The following is an 18,370-nucleotide window of genomic DNA, read 5'->3' on the forward strand; positions in this document are numbered from 1 at the left end:
AGAATGAATTACTGCCCGGCTACAGGTGCAGGAGTGACTATTTTTTTCTGCTGTTCGTTCAGCCAAAGCAGACCGGGGTTGTAGGCCATGTCGTGCTGCCCTACAAACAAAACAAGTCTGACGTTGGCCGATTCGCGCATAAACACCACGTTCGGGTCATTTACACCAAAATATTTATCGCGGGTGGTCGCGCCTTCCATTCCTTCAGGCAGGTCCTGCTCTTCAAGTATGTAGTCAATATTTTTTTGAGAGATCGTGTCGGCTGGGTTGGCCAGTATGTTGTAGGCCCTGATGGAATGGTCTGGCGGAACGAGCACATCGACCGTGCCATGGGCCAGGAAAATAGGAACATCTTTGGCATTGTGGATGTAGGTGCTCGGGCTGCGGCGTTTGGCTTCTTCGGCGGCCGGTGTGCCAGGTATAGGTTTGCCTCCGCAGGCGGTCACAATGTGGGTATTGTAGTCGCGGTGCGGATAGTTCTGGCTGAAAGCATACCAGTCAACCAGATCGAATACAGGAACCCAGGCCACTACGCCCGCCCAGATTTCAGGATGCCGCCCCGCCGCGACCAGTGCCGTCATGGCACCGCCAGACGATCCGAGGATGTAAATCCGCGATTCGTCAATTTCGGCGTTTGCTTTGGCATAGTTCACAGCATCAACCAAATCCTGTATCGCCAGGTCTGAGGCCATGGCTTCTGGTTTGTCGAATTTGCCGCGGTAGTTAGGATGAATGAAAGCCCAATCGTATTCCTTGCTCCAGAGTGCATACGGGATGCTTTTTACCTGCAAATACTCGCTGCTCCAGCTGTGCAGCATTACGAGCAGAGGTCTCGGGCCGGTTGTTTCGGATGTAAAGAACAGGGCCGGTTGTTCGGCGCCGTCAAGCGTGGACTTAATACTGACTTTCTGTATCTCCGGAACCTGCTCTTTCCATTTCTCGAGGCTCTCGTCAGTAAACTTAAAAGGGTACTTCTTGGAGGTCGTGAACTCATCCATGCGGGCTACTTCTTTCTCTACGCGCTCTTTGCGGCAGGAGGTCAGCAGCGTAAGGACCAGCCCAAGGTACAGAAGCAGATTGATAGGCTTTTTCATAGTAAATGTTGATGCAAACAGGATGCAAGCTACGGCATGCGCGTGACACTACAACTGCTGTCCGGCTGAAAATGTTGTAAGGTATAGCGGAGCACGGAAGCACAAAATAGCTTGACCAGAATTTCTTACTCCATACGGTTAAATATACCCGGCAGGTTGAATAGCTGCCCTGCCTTTTGAATTTCATGCAACAATTGGTAGAGCTATATTTATCCCTATTCCAGGTGTGAAGCGCTCCTGTTGTAAGGCATCAGGAAGGCGTAAAAAATGAAGCTGACGAGCAAGAGCTCCTGAATCTCCCATTTTTTTCCGTCGCTGATGAGTAGCAGGTTGCAAAAAAGCAAGGTATAGAGCAGTGCCTGCAGGGAAGTTGGCAAAGGAAACCTGATCTTATCCACCAGCCGCCTGAACCACCGCATGCGCCGGTATAGCACCGGGAAGGCCAGAAAATAAATGAACACACCCAGGTACAGTAACTTGCCGAAGATAAGTTTGTTCAGATTGACGCCATTGAGGTGGATGTTGTGAAAAGTGAGTTCGCTTTGCGAATTGATGTTCTCCAGATTTTTCGGTACTGAAAAGCCCAGGATGCGCTGCCCCCAGGAAATCTCTTCGCCGAAGCCAAAGAAAAAAACCGCAGCCGCTCCGTAATAGAACGCCATCGGCCATTTTCCATCCATCCTGGGAGCTTTGTACAAGCAGTAGAGGGATGTGGCCAGTAAAAAAAATGAGGTGAAGTACTCGATGTAGCCGTCTTCTGTGGTATACCTGTAAAAAAGGTTTTTATCCTGAAAATAAAACGCGATGCCTGCTATAACATGCACCAGCGTGAAGGTATACAGGACAGGACCCAGCAGGGTGGTTTTGCTGAGGTCAACAGACCCTACGCGCTCATCGGCAGCAGGAAAAAATAAACTGATTGATTTTAATTTTCTGATCGGATTCATAGGTATTGGTCTTGCGCGTAGGTATAGGGTCTGCTGATGTTATACCCTGTTTATTAACAGATATTTATGAATATTTCTACGGATTCGTTTCCAGAACGATGGCTGACTTGTCGTTTCCAAGTCCACTAAATTCATGCTAACTTGCCGTTTTGCTAGCCACTTGCCGTATAGCTACAGACTATTCTGCAATTCCATCCGTTTTCGGAGCAACACACTTTATGAAATCCATTCTCAAAAGCTATCGTCATCGTCTGCTTAACCTGAGCGCCGGCAACAGGGCCCTGTTGCTGTTGCGGCTTTCGCGTGAGCTGCACCTGGATGTAAACGAGCTGGATTTCATCAATAACAAGCCTGCTTTCCATATATTGGAGAAAGTGATCAGTGGCAAAACCGCTGTGCTGGCTCCTTTTGCCGACAGTCGCTATGCCCCCGTAACGCCCGTCAGTCAGCGACTGCGTTTTATACGCCGCAAAGCCGACATGATTTTGGAAGAACGCGGAAGCCGGGAGCTATACCTGGGCTGGCCTTTTGTGCATGGCAAGTTCGCTGATGGCACTACGATTCGGTGCCCGCTGCTTTTTTTTCCGGTGCAGCTGCAGGTAAACGGCAAGCAGGAATGGGAGCTTATACCTGACACATCGCAGCCCGCGCAGATCAACCAAAGCTTTGTGCTGGCCTATGCACACTACATGGGCACGCCGCTGGCCGAGCCGCTGCTGGAACTCGACCTGAGCACACTGCCCTCGCACCCTTTGGAATTCCGCACGCAGGTATACGAGCTCCTGAAAGAAAACCAGCTGACTATAAACGCCGGCCGCGAATTTTTTACCGATAAACTCAAGCCGTTTCACGATTTCCGAAAAGCCGATTACGAAACTGACCTCAAGCCTGGTCAGCTATACCTGGAGCAGGAGGCTGTGCTGGGTCTATACCCGCAGGCTGCCTCTTATTTGCTAGGTGATTACGACGAGCTGTTGCAACGCAGCGGCTTACAGGAAATGGAAGACCTGTTTACAGGACCCGACACAGGTATAACACAATCCACCACACAGGCGCAGCATACCTTTACCGCCTTTGCCATGGATGCGTCGCAGGAGGCAGCTTTGCAACAGGTGAAGCAGGGGCGTTCGCTGGTGGTGCAGGGGCCGCCGGGTACGGGCAAGTCGCAGCTCATCTGTAACCTCGTGTCGGACTTTACGGCCCGTGGCAAACGGGTGCTGGTGGTGAGTCAGAAACGCGCCGCCCTCGACGTGGTGCACCAACGCCTCTCATCAGCCGGGCTCGGTCAATTTGCCGCTCTAATACATGACATCAACGCCGACCGTAAAAGCATCTACCAGCAACTGCTCCTGCAGATAGACCAGTTGGAAGAATATAAAAAACAGAACAACGCCCTCAACAGCATTTACACCGACCGCACTTTCCTGGAAGTAAGCCGAGGCATTAACCAGTGCCTGCAAAAGCTGGAAAGTTTCCGCACCGCCCTGTTCGACAGCAGCCGTTGTGGCTGGTCACCCAAAGAGTTATACCTGCGCAGCAGTTTGCAACAGCCCCATGTGCAATTGTCAGAAGTATTCAAGCAGTTCACAGCCGCAACGGTTAATGACTTTTTGCCTCGTTTGCGGGCCAGTCTGCAGCAGGGCATCGTGCTGGAGAAGTCCGATTTTATCTGGAAAGAGCGGCACAGCATGCAGGGCTTTGGCTGGCCGCAGCAACAGGAAATGGAGCGCACCATCGAGTCGCTGCCCGAGCAGTACCGCGCCATGCAACAAGGTATAAGCGAGCTGAGCGGTGCTGATTTTGAGCTGAGCAGCCTGGAACGCTTCCGCACCGCCTACGACACCCTGGACGAACTGCAGCACTTGCTCGATCGGGAAGGCGTGGTCGAAACGCTGCAACCACTGCTGCGCAAGGAGGCCAAAGCTTCAGAATTAAAAAAACTGGTACGCCAGCTCAAAGCGCTATACCTGGTGTATCCCGCTCCGGACGCCGCTATACCTATTGAGCAACTGACGCTGGTGAAATCTGCGATCATGGTCTTTGAGGCGAAGAAGCAGGATTTCTTTAAAGGGATAAGCTGGTATTTTTCACAAGACAAGAAAGTGCTGCAGCAGGCGCTAGGGAAGTATAAGCTTGAACTGACTCCTAAGGGTGTAGGCGAATTGCAGCGCCGCATTGAGTTGCGGGAGCAGGCACAAGGGCTGATCAAATCCATCAACAACATTCGCTATACCTTGCGCCTCGAAGACAACCCAACCCCGATGCTGCAAAAGCTGGAGGTGGTGGAACAGGCCCTGGAGGCGCACCAACTGCTGAAGCAACTACACCGGGAGCGGGTGCTGCATGAAAAGATGTGGTTGGAGAAAAACCTGCCAAGCCACCTGCAAGCACTGGCGCAGGCGCTGCAGGTGTTTGAGCAGCGCTACGGCGAGTGGGAGCAATGGCTGCCGAAAACGCATATCGAAAAACTGGCAGAACAGGAAGATTACAGCATTAAATTGCAGGAAAGCCTGCGTCAGTATTTTGAGCCGATGGTGGCTTACGATGCGCTGCGCAGCACACTTTCGGCTGCTGAGCAGGAAGTTTGCAGGCAGGTGCTGCACGAAGGTATAGCCACCCCCCAACTAGGCGAGGTACTATTTCTGAACAGTTTATACCTGGCCTGGTTGCACGAACTCGAAAGCCAGTGGCCCGAACTGCGCATGCCCGATAGCGGCGAACTGGACCGTGTTGAAGCTGATCTCCAGAACCTGCTGCAGCAAAAGCAGGACCTGAGTCAGGAAATCGTGCTGTCGCGGTTGCGCGAGCAGACTTACCGGAACATGGAGTACAACCGCCTTGGCAATGCGGTGACCTATCGTCGTCTGCATGCACAGGTCAGCAAAAAACGCAGCCTGTACCCGATCCGCAAACTATTCGAACTTTTCAGTGATGAGATCCTGAACCTGGCCCCCTGCTGGCTGGCTTCGCCTGAAACAGTATCGGCGGTGTTCCCGCTGGAGCGCTGCTTTGATCTGGTAATTTTTGATGAGGCCAGCCAATGTTTTGCCGAAACAGGTATACCCGCCATGCTGCGCGGGCAGCAGGTGGTGGTGGCCGGCGACGAGCAGCAGCTGCGCCCATCCGACTTGTACCGCTCCCGCTGGGGCGGCAACGGCAACGAAGAACCAGAGGAACTAACTGCAGAATCGCTGCTGCAACTTTGCGGGCTATACCTGCCACAGACCATGCTCACGCAGCACTACCGCAGCCGCTTCCCGGAGCTGATCGATTTCTCAAACCGCCACTTTTACCGCAACCGCCTGGAGCTTATACCTGAGCGACAGGACGTGAACGCCTGCCAACCTGCCATCCAGTTTGTAAAAGTACAGGGTTTGTGGCAGCAAAACAGCAACGTGCCCGAAGCCGAAAAAGTGGTGGAACAGGTATGGCAGTTCGTGCAGAGCGGCGTAGAGGATGTGGGGGTGATCACTTTCAACTACAATCAGCAAATGCTGGTGCAGGACCTGCTGGAAGAAAAAGCCCAATTGCAAGGTATAGCCTTGCCGCCAACCCTAACGGTCAAAAACATCGAGAACATGCAGGGCAATGAGAAAGAGGTGGTGATCTTGTCAGTCGGGTATGCGCCGGATGCGAAAGGCAAAATGGTGATGCAGTTCGGTAGCCTGAACCAGGCCGGTGGCGAAAACCGGTTGAATGTGGCCATTACCCGTGCCAAGCAACTAGTGATCGTGGTGAGCAGTGTGCGGAGCGAACAGTTGCAGGTAGAAAACGCACAGCATGCCGGTCCGAAGCTGCTGCGCGATTATCTGCATTATGCCCAGCAGGTCAGTCGTCGCTATTTCAAGTATGAGCCCCAGGCGCTGCCCATGCCATCGCAGGTGCCGATGCTTAAAGAGCAGTTAGCCCGGGCAGTTCCTGCTTTGCAAGCCGCCGTTCCTTTTGCTGACCTGACTGTAGTGGAGGAGGGGAACTACAGCAGTGTCGTGCTGACCGATGATGACCTGTACTTCAACAACCTCTCCGTGCGCCACGCCCACGCCGACATCCCCAAACTGCTCCTGCAAAGAAACTGGCCATCCCAAAGAATCTACAGCCGACAGTTCTGGTCGAACAGCAAAGCGGTGCTGGATAAGTTTAAGAATCTGGGAGTGAAAGAGTTTGGGCGTTGAGGATTTTGTAAGGTATATCCCATAGGATCACCTTGCGACCTGACCAAATCGTGCCTAGTACACAATACTGAAAGCTTAAATGCTATTGTGCTATTTTTACCTTCGGGAGATAATTCAAACATGACCAAAACGGGAGAATAATCCGGAGCTCTCATTTCATTTGGGATGACAATTCTGTACCTCATTCCTCAAGTTGAAGGCACTAGGCTACAGCATGACCAATCGTGCACCGGCAACAATAAACAAATAGCTATCAACAATAAATAAATGCTCATCAAGCTTTTCACCCTGTATGTATACCTGCAAACGGCACTGTGTGGCTGCGGACCAGACAGGCGCAACAGCGATTTTGAGCGGCTGCGGAAAGACTACAAGGTGAGCGTGCAGCGCATCAGCCGACTGGATACCCGTATCAGGGAGAGCTCCGGGCTGGCCCATGCTACTGACAGCACTTTCTGGACCCATCCTGACAGTGGCTCACCAGCAGAGCTATACCTGTTCAACCTGAAGGGGGAGTTGTTGAAAACTGTACCGCTACCTATACCTAACCGCGATTGGGAAGAATTGGCGCAGGACGATAAAGGCAGTCTCTACATCGGTGACTTCGGCAACAATGCCAATGCCCGCCGCGACTTGCGCGCCTTTAAGTTGCAGCAGGAGGGGATGATCGAGCAGGATACAATTCTATTCAGCTTTGCCGACCAGCAGGATTTTCCACCGCCGGCGCAGCAGCGAACCTTTGATCTGGAGGCTTTCTTTTACCGTGCTGACAGTCTGCACCTCTTTACCAAAAGCCGGGCCCGCAAAGGCATTACCCGCCGCTATACCTTGCCTGCCACAACTGGTCCCTATACCTTATCGCCGCAGGAAGAATTGCGTGTTAGCTCAGCCATCACAGCTGCCGATAGCGCGCCTAATGGAAAAGATTTTGCACTGCTGGGGTATGGGCGGCTATACCTGTTTGAGCCCGAAAACGAGCAGGTGCAGTTTACCGGTAAGCGCTATTGTCTGCCGCTGGGCCGCACAGGACAGGCCGAAGCGGTGCTATACCTGTCGCCAACAGAACTGCTCATCAGCAACGAAAACGGGAAGCTATACCTGGTCAGTTTTGAGTTGAAGCCCTAACGCATATCACCTGCATTAACCTAGCGCCGGCCAGATCAGTTTATAAGTATACCTACACGTGACACGGCAAAAGGATTGTGCACGTATAGCTACCATACCCTCAAAACAGATAAAACTATGCGACAAACGATATTGGTAACTGGCGCTACAGGTACAGTAGGCCGGGAGATTATAAAACAGCTTGCCATGCAGAATGCCACGGTGCGAGCCGGTGTGCACTCCGTTATCAAAGGCGAGAATCTGAAGCGATTGCCCGGTGTTGAGATTGTGGAGATCGACCTTAATGACCCCGATTCACTGCACGCCGCTTTCACCAACGTAGACCAGCTTGTGCTCGTCACGCCTCTCTCTGAAAACCAATTGGAAATGGCACGCAACCTGGTCGAAGAGGCCAAAAAGCAGGAGGTAAAGTATATTGTGAGGCTCTCAGCACTGGGAGCGGGGGCCGAGCCAGGTATACAGTTGGGCCGATGGCACCGGGAGATGGAAACGTATGTAGAAGAAAGTGGAATCCCTCATACCATTCTTCGACCTGCAGGCTTTATGCAAAACCTGGTCACCTACAGTTCTGAATCTATAAAACGTGAAGGCAGATTCTACATGCCGGTAGGAGAGGGCAAGGTCAGTTACATCGACACCCGAGATATTGCATCAGTAGTTGTGGAAGTACTCATGTCTTCTGACGAACATCAGGGAAAAATCTACGATCTGACTGGACCGGAAGCACTTTCGCATCAGGAAATAGCGACGCTGCTCAGCGAGGCTACAGGTAAAAAAATTGACTTTATGAATGTACCGGAAGAAGCGGTTCGGGAAGCCATGCTGGCCCAGCATATACCGGACTCAATAACCGATGCACTTTTAGAATTATATGCTGTTTACAAAGCTGGAAAATCTGCCAAGGTAACGGAGACAGTGCAGGAACTAACGGGTCGTCCGCCTCACAGCTTTCGGCAGTTTGCTCGTGACTACCAGGAGTGTTTTTAAAGCTTCAGGTATAGCGGAGCACCAAAAAAAGCGGGCCTTCCCTGAATCAGGAAAGGCCCGCTTGCTTTAAATCAAGTCAGATTAGTCAAGATCACGGTAACGGTCGCTTCTTCTTGTTTCGAAGTTGCTGTCATCGTCATAGTTGGAGCGTCCGCGCTGCGAAGAATCCTGGTTTCCCATGCCGCTGCGATAATTTTCGCGCGAAGAGGATCCTTGGTTATCGCTGTAATAAGAGGTGCTGCTGTCCATAGAGCCATAAGGACTCTGGTCACCTCCTCGTCCGCCCTGGCCGTAACCACCTTCGCGGTAGCCGCTCTGGCCATAGCCACTCATGCCGCCGCTTCTCTCGGAACCACCATAGCCGCCACTACCCATAGAGCCGTAGCCGCCTTGTGATCTGCCCTGCGAACCGTAATCGCTCTGTGATGAAGAACCGTAGCCACCGCGGTTGCTCATAGAGCCATAATTTCCCTGTGAAGAAGAGCCGTAGCCACCTTGCGAGCCTTGGCGCGAAGAACCGCCGTAGCTGCTTTGTGAACCATAATTGTCACCATAAGAGCTTCCGCCACGGTTGCGATCCTGAGACGAACGGTACTCGTCGTTGTAAGAGCCACCGCGTGAGCCATAGCCGCCCTGCGAACCGTAGCCACCTTGCATAGAGCTCTGGGAGCTGTAACCTCTTTGTGAACCATAATCGTCGCTGTCGTACTCGCTCATACCTCTGGATGAACCATATCCCATGGAACCGTAACGGTCACGATCGCCGTAGCTGCCTTGTGATCCGCTCTGCGAACCGTAGCTTCCCTGAGAAGAAGAACCGTAGCCACCGCGGCTGCTCATAGAACCGTAGTCGCCTTGCGAGGATGAGCTGTAGCCGCTGCTGTCGCCGTAGCCGCGCTGCATACCGCTACCGCTACCCTGCGATGAGCCGTAGTTACCTTGAGATCCACGCTGACCATAATCCCCTTGTCCGTAGCTCTGCTGATAACTGCCCTGGCTACCGTAGCCGCCGTGCATGTTTGTTCTGGATGAGCCAGAACCTGTCATACTGGAGCCATAGCCTTGCTGGCCGCTGCTGCCGTAGCCACCCTGAGATGAGCCAGAGCCACCAAAGTTGCCTGGGTTGCTGCTGCGGTAGCTACCGCCTTGCTCGTATCCACCACGACCGCTGTCGTAACTGCCATAGCCACCTTGGTTGGAGCCGCTGCCCTGCATGCCGAAAGAGCCCTGCGAACCACCGTAGCTCTGGCCACCGATGTTATCGCCTTCTCTGTCCTGCATGCCGCCCTGCATACCACCTCTCGAAGCACCATAGTCCTGGTCCTGGAAGCGGGTGCGGTTACCTTCCATACCACCTTGATTGCCATAGTTATAACCACCTTGTGAACCTCTGTCGGACTGCGAAGAACCTCCGTAATTGCTTTGTGAGGACGAGCCGTAGCCGCTGCTGTCGCCGTAGCCACGCTGCATGCCACCGCCTTGTTGCGAGGAGCCATAATCACCCTGATAACCATAGCCGCTCTGGCCGCCGTAGCCGCCGCTGTTTTGTGAGCCATAACCATAGCCACCCTGCGAGCCATAGCCCCCCTGCTGACTTTCACCATAGCTTTGGCCACTTTGCTGTGAGCCATAGCCGCCCATACCGCTTTGCTGCTGGTTGCCAGAGTTCTGCTGCGAGCTGCTTTGGCTACCGTAGTTCTGGTCGCTGCTGCCCATTAAGCTGCTGCTATCAGATCCTTTGTTACTGCTGCCTCTGGAAGAAGTAGAAGAAGATTTTGCTGATTTTGAGTCTGAAGTTTTAGCAGACGTTTTAGTGCCTGATTTAGCTTTAGTACCTGTCGACTTGCTATCAGAAGAAGTTGATTTGCTGCTGCTCTTTGATGTAGGATTAGAGCTGGAACTAGACGAGCCCATGCCGGAGCTTCCTTGGTTCATCGAGTCCATATTAGAGCCACCTTGATTAGAGCCGCTTTGGCTGGAGCTACCCGATGACAGGCCGCTCGACATGCTTCCAGACTGGCTGGATGACTGATTTTTTTCGTTTTCTTTCATAGTTCTGATCTCCTCAGTTTATAGTTATAGATTAATTGGAATAGTAAAGGCTCGCTTAAAATCGACATCGCCGCTGCACAGCACAAATTGCCGGAACAGAGGCAAGGCCTTGTTCAAGCCACATCAAAAGATGGTGATTATACCTAATTAGTTAGTGTAACTGAACGTTTTAGCTATACGGACCTCACGTAGGAGGGTTATTAGACGGGCAGCAGGTGAAAGTGTAGTTGAAAATGCCGGAACAGCTTGCATCAAGATGCCTTAAAGGGCTGTGAGATCCGGCCTATGTTTCTGAGTCAGATAGGTTTATTATATTTTTCTGAATTTGGTTATTTATAAGAACTAATTTTTTACCTTTGCCTCTATTATTAACAATTATTTATCATGCAAACAGGTAAAGTAAAATTCTACAACGTATCTAAGGGCTTCGGCTTCATCGTAGCTGACGATACAAACCAAGACATCTTCGTTCACCAGACTGGTCTTGTTCACGAAATCCGTGAAAATGACCGTGTTTCTTTCGAAGTGAAAGATGGCAAAAAAGGATTGAATGCAATTAACGTAGAGCGTATCTAAGTTAACGAACATATAGCCCTTTAGGCAGGGCATTCATCTATTTTGACCCGCTCAGTTTACTGAGCGGGTTTTTTATTTACCACCGTTTTCAGCCTCTTTTTCCCCGTTGCGTTCCTCGCCTTTTTCCAGACCTTCCTGTATTAGTTCATTGGCTTCTTCATGGTCTTCGGCGTCAGCTTTAGGAGCAGGCTGCTCTTCTTCATGCTTCGGTTCATAATTGAGCGTGATCAGAATAGGAAAGTGATCGGAGCCGAACTTAGACAGCCGTTGCATGTGCACCAGCCTAAATGAGGGGTCATAGAAAACATGATCCAAGGGGTATCGGAAAAGTGGCACAAAGGCATTATATGTATTATAAAAACCACGACCAACCCGTGGGTCCAGCATGCCGCTTATCTGCTTGAACAGCTTCGTGGTGCTCGACCAGGCCACATCGTTCAGGTCTCCGGCTACAATGGAAGGGTGTGGGGATTTCTTTACAGCCTTTGCAGCAATCAGGAGTTCTGCTTCGCGGGTTTCGGTGTTTTTCATGAGCCGTGGCGGTTGTGGATGCACCGTATACAAGTCAAATAAGAGGCCACTTGGCATTTCGACAACCGTGAAAAACGAAGGTATGTCGTCCTCTACCATAAACCGGATTTCACTATCCAGGAGCTTGAACTTACTATAGAGCAGCATGCCGTACGTATTCTCCAGCGGCTTTTTGATAGCATAAGGGAAGCGCTTGTCCAGTTCCGGTTGCAGATGCTCGTGCCATGCCTGGTTGGGTTCATTGATCAGCACAATATCAGGGTCGGTGCGCAGGATGAGCTTCAAAAACTTTTCATACTTCTTGTTGGTCATGCGCACGTTCGAAATCATCAGGCTAACGGCGTTGGCGGGCTCCTTCATTTCTGTGCGCAGGGCCTCTTTTGGAGCAAGTGGCGTAAAGTAGTACACGTAGCGCATTTCGTTCACAATGGCCAGTACCCAGAGCACGAGCATCGCAATCTCGCCAGCGCCGCCTGTCATATCGTAAAGTGTGACGTATGCCACCAGTACGCCTGTCAGCAGGATAGCCACATGCAAGCGGGGAAAATCAAGCACTCTGATCCACCACAAGGGAGATTTGATGAGGGGTAGGAAAGAAAATAGCGTCAGAACGAATCCAGCTATCTGGAGGGTGAGCTTCATATTATTGCAAGCAAATAGGTATAGAACAGTAAGATATACTGCATACTTTCAACAGTAATTTTTTGTTGTAAGAGCCTGCGGTTTATTGTCAGGGTATAAAGCGTTCGCTATAAAGTATAGAATGTAGGTGCGCACAAGTAACAATAAAAATGGCCGGAGCTAAGGTATAGCTCCGGCCATTTTTATTGTTACTTGTGCTCGGTATTAATTTACAGCTTCTTCCACACGCACGCCCACTGCCACAATATTCGGAAGCGGATCGCGGCGCATGTACTGCGTCAGCTGCAGGCGGTAAGTACCTACCTGCGGGAATGCGACTTCCTTCAGCGCAAGCGACTGCATATCATAAATGTCGCTCGAACCTTTGCCTTCGGGTTTTCCTGTTTTGGCATCCATCAGGTGCAGTTCGTGCAGCGACGACGATACCTGGCTGCTGTCCGGTGCCGTAAGGCGGTGCTGTAGGTATAGGTTATAGTAGTCGTAAGCCAATGAGTAGCGCACATTAAAGTACACATTATACCGCTTGGTAGTATCCTCAATGGCAAACTCAAATACAGGTGCATTGTCTACTGTCCAGTTTTTATCGGGCAGTTCGATGTTCTGCTCATATACCCGCAACGGGTCGCAAGCCGACAGTAGAAAGGTGCCCACTACTGCCAGCATCAGCATCATGTTACGCATCAGACGAAGGTGTATTAGGTTGATTTGGTTTAGGGCCACGGTTTGGTCTGCGCGACTTTTGTCGTCTGGGCTGCTGGCTGCCATCACCTTGCGGTTGCTGAGCACCCGGTTGTCCTTCCGCACGTGCCGGCCTTGGCTCGCGTGGCTGCTTTTCGTCTCCTCTTGGCGGTCTGTCCTCCCTGTTCTCACGTCCCTCACGATTGCCGCGGTTGCGTGGCGGGCGCTGCTTTTTAGGTCGCTGGCCTTCGGCAGGTGCTGCTTCAGTTCCGGCTGCTGGCCCTGCCGCATTTACCAGTTGCTGGTCAACAGGTTTTGCCTCGCGTGGACCTCTGTCACGACCGCGTCCGTCACGCTGGCCTCTGCCTTCGCGTGGACCTCTGTCTTCACGAGGTGCGCGCGGCTCCCGCTGCTCACGGACTTCTGTCTCCTGCGTGCGATTTCCGGGTGTGCCTTCTGCCTTCTCGCCAGCTGACTTTTTCTTCTTTTTCTTCTTTTTCTTGTTCTTGAACTTGTCGTCGAGTCGCTCAAGGCTACCCTCTACCTGTGCTACAAATTCGTTCTGCTTCGGTTCGTTTACAGGTTCCTCTACCAGTGTTTCAGGTATAACGCCCTGGCTGTTCATTTTCAGGATTTCGTGCACACGCTCTACCGGTACCGGGTACCAGTTGTTGTCACCTCTGTAACCAAACCACATCATCTTTTTGAAGATATCGGTTTTCTGCAGCATGGCATCGCCCTGCTTGGTCTGCAACGGACGTGACACGGTAGGTATGTCCTTGAGCGCCTCCATATAAGTTTCTAGTTCGTAGTTGAGGCAGCACTTCAGGCGTCCGCACTGTCCTGACAGTTTGCTCGGGTTGAGCGACAGGTTCTGATAACGGGCAGCTGTAGTGGACACACTCTTAAAATCGGTGAGCCAGGTAGAGCAGCAGAGTTCGCGTCCGCAGGAACCTATACCTCCCAGGCGGCCAGCCTCGTGACGCAAGCTGATCTGACGCATTTCGATACGCACCTTAAACTCCTCGGCCAGTTTCTTGATCAGGTCACGGAAGTCTACACGGTCATCGGCAGAGTAATAAAAGGTTGCTTTGGAGCGGTCAGCCTGAAACTCCACATCTGAGAGTTTCATTTTGAGGCCGGTCTGCTGGATGATCTCGCGTGAGCGGTACATAGTAGCTGCTTCCTGCTCCTGTACTTCGCGCAGCTTCTCCAGATCGCGCTCGTTGGCGATGCGGTAAATGGTGCGGATCTCTTCGTTGTTGTCTACCTTTTTCTTGAGCATCTGCAGGCGCACGAGCTCGCCTTTCAGCGATACGGTGCCGATGTGATGCCCATTGGGTACGTCTACTACTACCGGATCACCGGTCGTCAACTCAATTCTGTTTATGTTGCGGAAGAAGTCTTTGCGTCCTCCCTTGAATCTTATTTCTACGATGTCGAACTCCTCAAACGCGGTTGGTATTTCCATATCGCTGAGCCAGTCGAACACGTTTAAACGATTGCAGCCTCCTGTGCTACAACCGCCGTTGCTTTTGCAGCCGCCTGGCTTTTCGCCGGTGCTGCATCCGCCACTAGAACATGAACTACATCCCACTGTTTATATCTCCTATATAGCCGTGAAGCTTCTTGTTTTCTTATTGTCTGAATTAACAAATATACTAATTTTTTGAGCTTATGCTCAACTCGAACGCTTTTGTGTGCGCCGTTTGTAACAGTCCGAAGCATAAATTAGTGCTTTTACGGGAGTTAAAATAGTAGGGGATAATACGATTTCTGAAAATGAATTCTGCCAGGCATGGCTGGGAAGAGATTATCAGCTAATTTTAGAGAATGCTCCGAAAGCTCCTGTCACATGCTGTTATCTACGGCTTGTCTGCTCAGATTCCCCGTCTGGCAGGCGTACTGGCCCTGCCGCTGATCACCCAGCACCTGACCACCATTGACTATGGGGTGGCAGGCGTAGTGACGGCCTATTACAGTGCGCTTATTATGCTGCAGTCGCTGGGCTTTACGGTGGTGATGGAAAATAGCTTTGCGCGGCATCCCAGCCGTTTCCAATGGATCTGGCGCCAACTCTATGGATTCCTGACCAGTTGGTCGCTCGTGTACGGCCTGCTCTGTATAGGGATAATATATCTGGCGGTGCCTGCCGATGCGCAGGATAACCGATTGCTCATTGCGTTGCTTGTCGGGGCCCCTATGCTCTTTTTTGTTGTCACCGATTTGTTAGGGGGGATGTATTGTCTGCATACGCAGCAGCCTTTGCCTATTGCACTGCGTTCTTTTTTGATGGGAGGCGTGAACGTTGTCCTCACCATTTATTTTATTGCAGAACTGCAGATGGGGTATATGGGCTGGTTTTATGCCAGCACTATCTCGGCGGCGGTGGGCTTTGTGGTAAGTCTCTTTGTTATAGCCAGGCAGCGGCTCTGGCCTATCTTCAATTTTAAATGGTACCGGATCCGGCATAGTCTTAAAGTTTCGCTGCCGGCCGTGCCGCATGGCTTTTCTTTTTTTATGCTCGATACCTCTGATCGTCTTGTGCTGGATGTGGTAGGTATACCTGTCGGGCGGATCGGCCTTTATAATGTAGCTTCGAATTTCGGCATTTATTTCGCATCGGCCAGTAATGCGGTCGTGAACTCGGCCACGCCCTTTTACATGAAGCTTTATGCGCAGACCAGAAGTATAGAAGCCGCGCTGCAGGCCCGTCAAATGACCTATACCTTGCAGGTGCTCTTTTTCGCGGCAACCTTTACCGGGAGCCTTTGGATGAAAGAGATTTTCGGTTTTCTGATCCGCAACGAAGAACTACAACAGGCTTACCCATTGGCCATTGTCATTCTGATGGGGTACAACTTCAGGCCGATGTACATGGCTGTGATTAACCTGCTCACCTTCCACGAAAGAACAAGTAAATTATGGCGCATCTCCACAGTAGCAGGAATAGGCAACATCTTGCTCAACCTGATTTTAGTGCCACTTTACGGCTTTCAAATGGCAGCCTATACCACTTTTGCGGCCCTGATGTACATGGGCTATGCTGGCTTCTACTTAAAGGCATATAAAGAATTGACCCAGGTCCGCTACCATGCCATTTGGTGGCTGTTGGCCACTATCGTATTACTGGTACTAGCCTATCAGATGCGGGAAGTGGAGGTATGGCAAAAAATTGCGATTACGCTTCTGAGCTTGAGCGCAGGTATAGTAGCTTTCTGGAAATATAGAAGCAAGGGGCAGGTTTAAAAGGATTGTAGCTGTAGCTTCTGAATATTTTTAAGCAAAAAACCAGCAGCAAGGTATAGGCCCGCTGCTGGCTTTTTGCTTAAGTGGTCTCCAGATTATGGCTTCAGTACTACCTTCAGACAGTTGTCTTCTTTTTTGTTGAAGATGTCGTACATGCGGGAGGCTTCTGCCAATGGTACGGTATGCGTAATGATGTCGTCCAGCTTCACCTTGCCTTCCTGCACCAACGAAATGAGGTGATCGATGTAGCGATGTACCCAGGCCTGACCACCTCGCAGGGTCAGACCCTTGTCGAACCACTTGTAAAGCGGGAAATTGTCGTATGGCGAACCATAAACCCCAACCACAGTCACAGTACCCGCGCGTTTAACAGAGTCCATGCATTTTTCCAGTACTTTCATAGTGCCTTTCTCCATCTGCACTACGTTCATGGCTTTTTCGAGCATGGTGCGGTCGGCCTCCATACCTACGGCATCTACGCACACATCGGCACCATAGCCACCGGTCATATCACGTATCACCTGCACGGCATCTACTTCCGAAGCGTTTATTACTTCAGCATTTGCGGTGGAGCGGGCTTTTCCGAGGCGGTAAGGCTGTATATCTATACCTATTACCCGCTTGGCGCCTTGCAACCAGGCCGATTTCATGGCCATGATGCCAACCGGCCCGCAGCCCCAAACGGCTACTGTTTCACCGCCTTTCAATTGTGCCCAATCAATGGCTGCCCAGCCGGTCGGGAAAATATCAGTTAGAAAAAGTACTTGCTCATCGGTGAAGTTGTCCGGCACTTTGCGAGGGCCGTAGTCGGCGTAAGGTACGCGCACGTACTCCGCCTGCCCGCCATTATACCCTCCGTAAATGTCGGTATAGCCAAAAAGCGCTGCACCAACGCCTTTCATTAACGGTACTTCCCCTTCAGGGCCATAATTATCCGGGTTGGAGTTTTCGCAGTGCGTGGGCAGCTGCATGTTGCAGAAGTGGCAGGTACCGCACGAAATAGGGAAGGGCACCACCACACGGTCTCCTTTTTTCAGGTTTTTCACGTTGGTGCCAACTTCCTCGACAATGCCCATAAATTCGTGGCCCATCACCATATCGCGTAGCTGGGGTACCATGCCGTTGTAAATGTGCAGGTCGGAGCCGCAAATGGCCGTAGAAGTTACACGAAGTATACAGTCGCGGGCATCTTCTATCCTGGGGTCATCAATGGTCTCCACCTGAATGTCTTTCATTTTGTGGAATACTGCTGCTTTCATAGTTTATTTTTTAGGTTTTCGTATCAGCTTCTAAAAGCTTTTGTATTTTTCAGTACTTCAGTTAACGGCAAGCAGTAGAGGCGGGTTATTTCAGAAAGCGTGTGCTGGCTGTGCTAAGTTGTTGTGATTTAAATCTATACCACATGCAAACTCAGGCTTCTTATACTTTCTCGTTTTTAAGCGAACACGATGTTCCTGCACTTTACAATACCTTCGTGGCCGCTTTTGCCGACTACATCATCCCGATTAAAGTAAGCAGGGAGGAATTTGCTATGAAATTTAAGCGGGAAGGAGTGGAGCCCACCTTTTGCGTAGGTGCTTACCTCGGCGGGCAGTTGGTAGGCTTTATACTGACAGGATTGGGGGAATGGCAGGGCAAACCTACTGCTTACAACGCGGGCACTGGCGTTATACCTGGGCACCGGGGGCATCAGCTTACAAAGCGACTTTATAATTTTCTGTTACCTAAATTGCGCGAAAGTGGTATTGAGCAATGTTTGCTGGAGGTTATTGAACGCAATGCAGCTGCTTTTAAGGTATACCGTTCTATTGGTTTTGAAGTAACCCGTGCGCTGGACTGCTATAGGAGTCCGGTTGGTGAATTACTGTTGTCAAGCGAAGAGCCGGAGCCGGTTTTGGAAATTAAACAGGCAGCCAAACCTGATTGGAGCGCCTACGCCACTTTCTGTGATAACAGGCCAGCCTGGCAAAATACCGGAGAGGCTTTTCGTCGAAGTACTGACCAGAAAAAATTGCTGGAAGCTTATGCAGAGGAACAATTGGTGGGTTATGTGGCTTTCTTTCCGCGTACAGGCGCTATTGTCCAGCTGGCGGTGCAGCAAGGAAGCCGTAACCAAGGTATCGCCAAGGTGCTACTGAAAGAAGCGATAAAACAAATACAGGCGCCTGCCCTCATGATGCTAAACTTAGATCATACAAGCACCACACTGGCTGCTTTTTCAGAGCGGATTCATCTCAGGCACTTTCTGACACAGCACGAAATGCTCCTGCCATTGCAATAGGTATGGCTATACCCTTTTATCTCCCTAATTTGCAGC

At 51.1% G+C, this 18,370-nt stretch carries 13 protein-coding genes; 6 read left to right on the forward strand and 7 right to left on the reverse strand.

Features of this window, described 5'->3' with window-relative positions; all coding sequences use genetic code 11:
* Positions 1-8: 8 nt before the first annotated feature.
* Together K3G39_RS16250 and K3G39_RS16255 are read right to left on the reverse strand one after the other, a co-directional pair.
* Positions 9-1,094, reverse strand: a complete 1,086-nt coding sequence (locus K3G39_RS16250; RefSeq protein WP_220627235.1) for a S9 family peptidase — start codon at positions 1,092-1,094, stop codon at positions 9-11.
* A 215-nt stretch (positions 1,095-1,309) separates the two neighbouring features.
* Positions 1,310-2,041, reverse strand: coding sequence for a hypothetical protein (locus K3G39_RS16255; RefSeq protein WP_220627236.1), 732 nt, complete (start codon positions 2,039-2,041; stop codon positions 1,310-1,312).
* Between the two features lie 218 nt (positions 2,042-2,259).
* Here K3G39_RS16255 and K3G39_RS16260 point away from each other — a divergent pair, with 218 nt between their 5' ends.
* The 3 genes from K3G39_RS16260 (at position 2,260) to K3G39_RS16270 (ending at position 8,325) form a co-directional block, all read left to right on the forward strand.
* Positions 2,260-6,213 (forward strand): AAA domain-containing protein, encoded by a 3,954-nt coding sequence (locus tag K3G39_RS16260; protein ID WP_220627237.1) that lies wholly within the window; start codon positions 2,260-2,262, stop codon positions 6,211-6,213.
* Positions 6,214-6,480: 267 nt separating this feature from the next.
* Positions 6,481-7,338, forward strand: coding sequence for a hypothetical protein (locus tag K3G39_RS16265; RefSeq protein WP_220627238.1), 858 nt, complete (start codon positions 6,481-6,483; stop codon positions 7,336-7,338).
* Positions 7,339-7,455: 117 nt separating this feature from the next.
* Entirely contained in the window at positions 7,456-8,325 is an 870-nt protein-coding gene (locus K3G39_RS16270) for an SDR family oxidoreductase (RefSeq protein WP_220627239.1), read from the forward strand.
* Positions 8,326-8,406: 81 nt separating this feature from the next.
* On the opposite strand, the gene K3G39_RS16275 is transcribed toward K3G39_RS16270, so the two are convergent.
* Positions 8,407-10,377, reverse strand: coding sequence for a hypothetical protein (locus K3G39_RS16275; protein ID WP_255594419.1), 1,971 nt, complete (start codon positions 10,375-10,377; stop codon positions 8,407-8,409).
* Between the two features lie 384 nt (positions 10,378-10,761).
* On the opposite strand from K3G39_RS16275, the gene K3G39_RS16280 reads away from it, so the two are divergent.
* A complete protein-coding gene (locus tag K3G39_RS16280) occupies positions 10,762-10,953 on the forward strand; it encodes a cold-shock protein (protein ID WP_116541469.1) in 192 nt (63 codons plus the stop codon).
* A 72-nt stretch (positions 10,954-11,025) separates the two neighbouring features.
* Here K3G39_RS16280 and K3G39_RS16285 read toward each other — a convergent pair whose 3' ends face one another.
* From K3G39_RS16285 to ricT, 3 genes are all read right to left on the reverse strand, one after another.
* The gene (locus tag K3G39_RS16285; RefSeq protein WP_255594420.1) at positions 11,026-12,054 is read right to left on the reverse strand and encodes an endonuclease/exonuclease/phosphatase family protein; all 1,029 of its coding nucleotides are present in this window, start codon (positions 12,052-12,054) and stop codon (positions 11,026-11,028) included.
* 276 nt (positions 12,055-12,330) lie between these two features.
* Entirely contained in the window at positions 12,331-12,807 is a 477-nt protein-coding gene (locus K3G39_RS16290) for a gliding motility lipoprotein GldH (RefSeq protein WP_220627241.1), read from the reverse strand.
* Positions 12,800-14,275 carry a regulatory iron-sulfur-containing complex subunit RicT gene (gene ricT / locus K3G39_RS16295; protein ID WP_255594421.1) on the reverse strand — a complete coding sequence of 492 codons (1,476 nt, stop codon included), beginning with the start codon at positions 14,273-14,275 and terminating at the stop codon, positions 12,800-12,802. The genes K3G39_RS16290 and ricT overlap by 8 nt, the downstream gene beginning before the upstream one ends.
* Positions 14,276-14,637: 362 nt before the next feature.
* On the opposite strand from ricT, the gene K3G39_RS16300 reads away from it, so the two are divergent.
* On the forward strand, positions 14,638-16,053 hold the full coding sequence (locus K3G39_RS16300) for a lipopolysaccharide biosynthesis protein (protein WP_220627243.1): 1,416 nt from the start codon (positions 14,638-14,640) through the stop codon (positions 16,051-16,053).
* 95 nt (positions 16,054-16,148) lie between these two features.
* Here the strand turns inward: K3G39_RS16300 and K3G39_RS16305 are convergent, their stop codons facing one another.
* A complete protein-coding gene (locus tag K3G39_RS16305) occupies positions 16,149-17,312 on the reverse strand; it encodes a zinc-dependent alcohol dehydrogenase (RefSeq protein WP_220627244.1) in 1,164 nt (387 codons plus the stop codon).
* A gap of 143 nt (positions 17,313-17,455) precedes the next feature.
* Between K3G39_RS16305 and K3G39_RS16310 the strand changes: the two genes are divergently transcribed.
* Positions 17,456-18,334 (forward strand): GNAT family N-acetyltransferase, encoded by an 879-nt coding sequence (locus tag K3G39_RS16310; protein ID WP_220627245.1) that lies wholly within the window; start codon positions 17,456-17,458, stop codon positions 18,332-18,334.
* The last annotated feature ends 36 nt before the right edge of the window (positions 18,335-18,370 follow it).

Source organism: Pontibacter sp. HSC-14F20 (genome assembly GCF_019599265.1).
Lineage (GTDB): Bacteria > Bacteroidota > Bacteroidia > Cytophagales > Hymenobacteraceae > Pontibacter.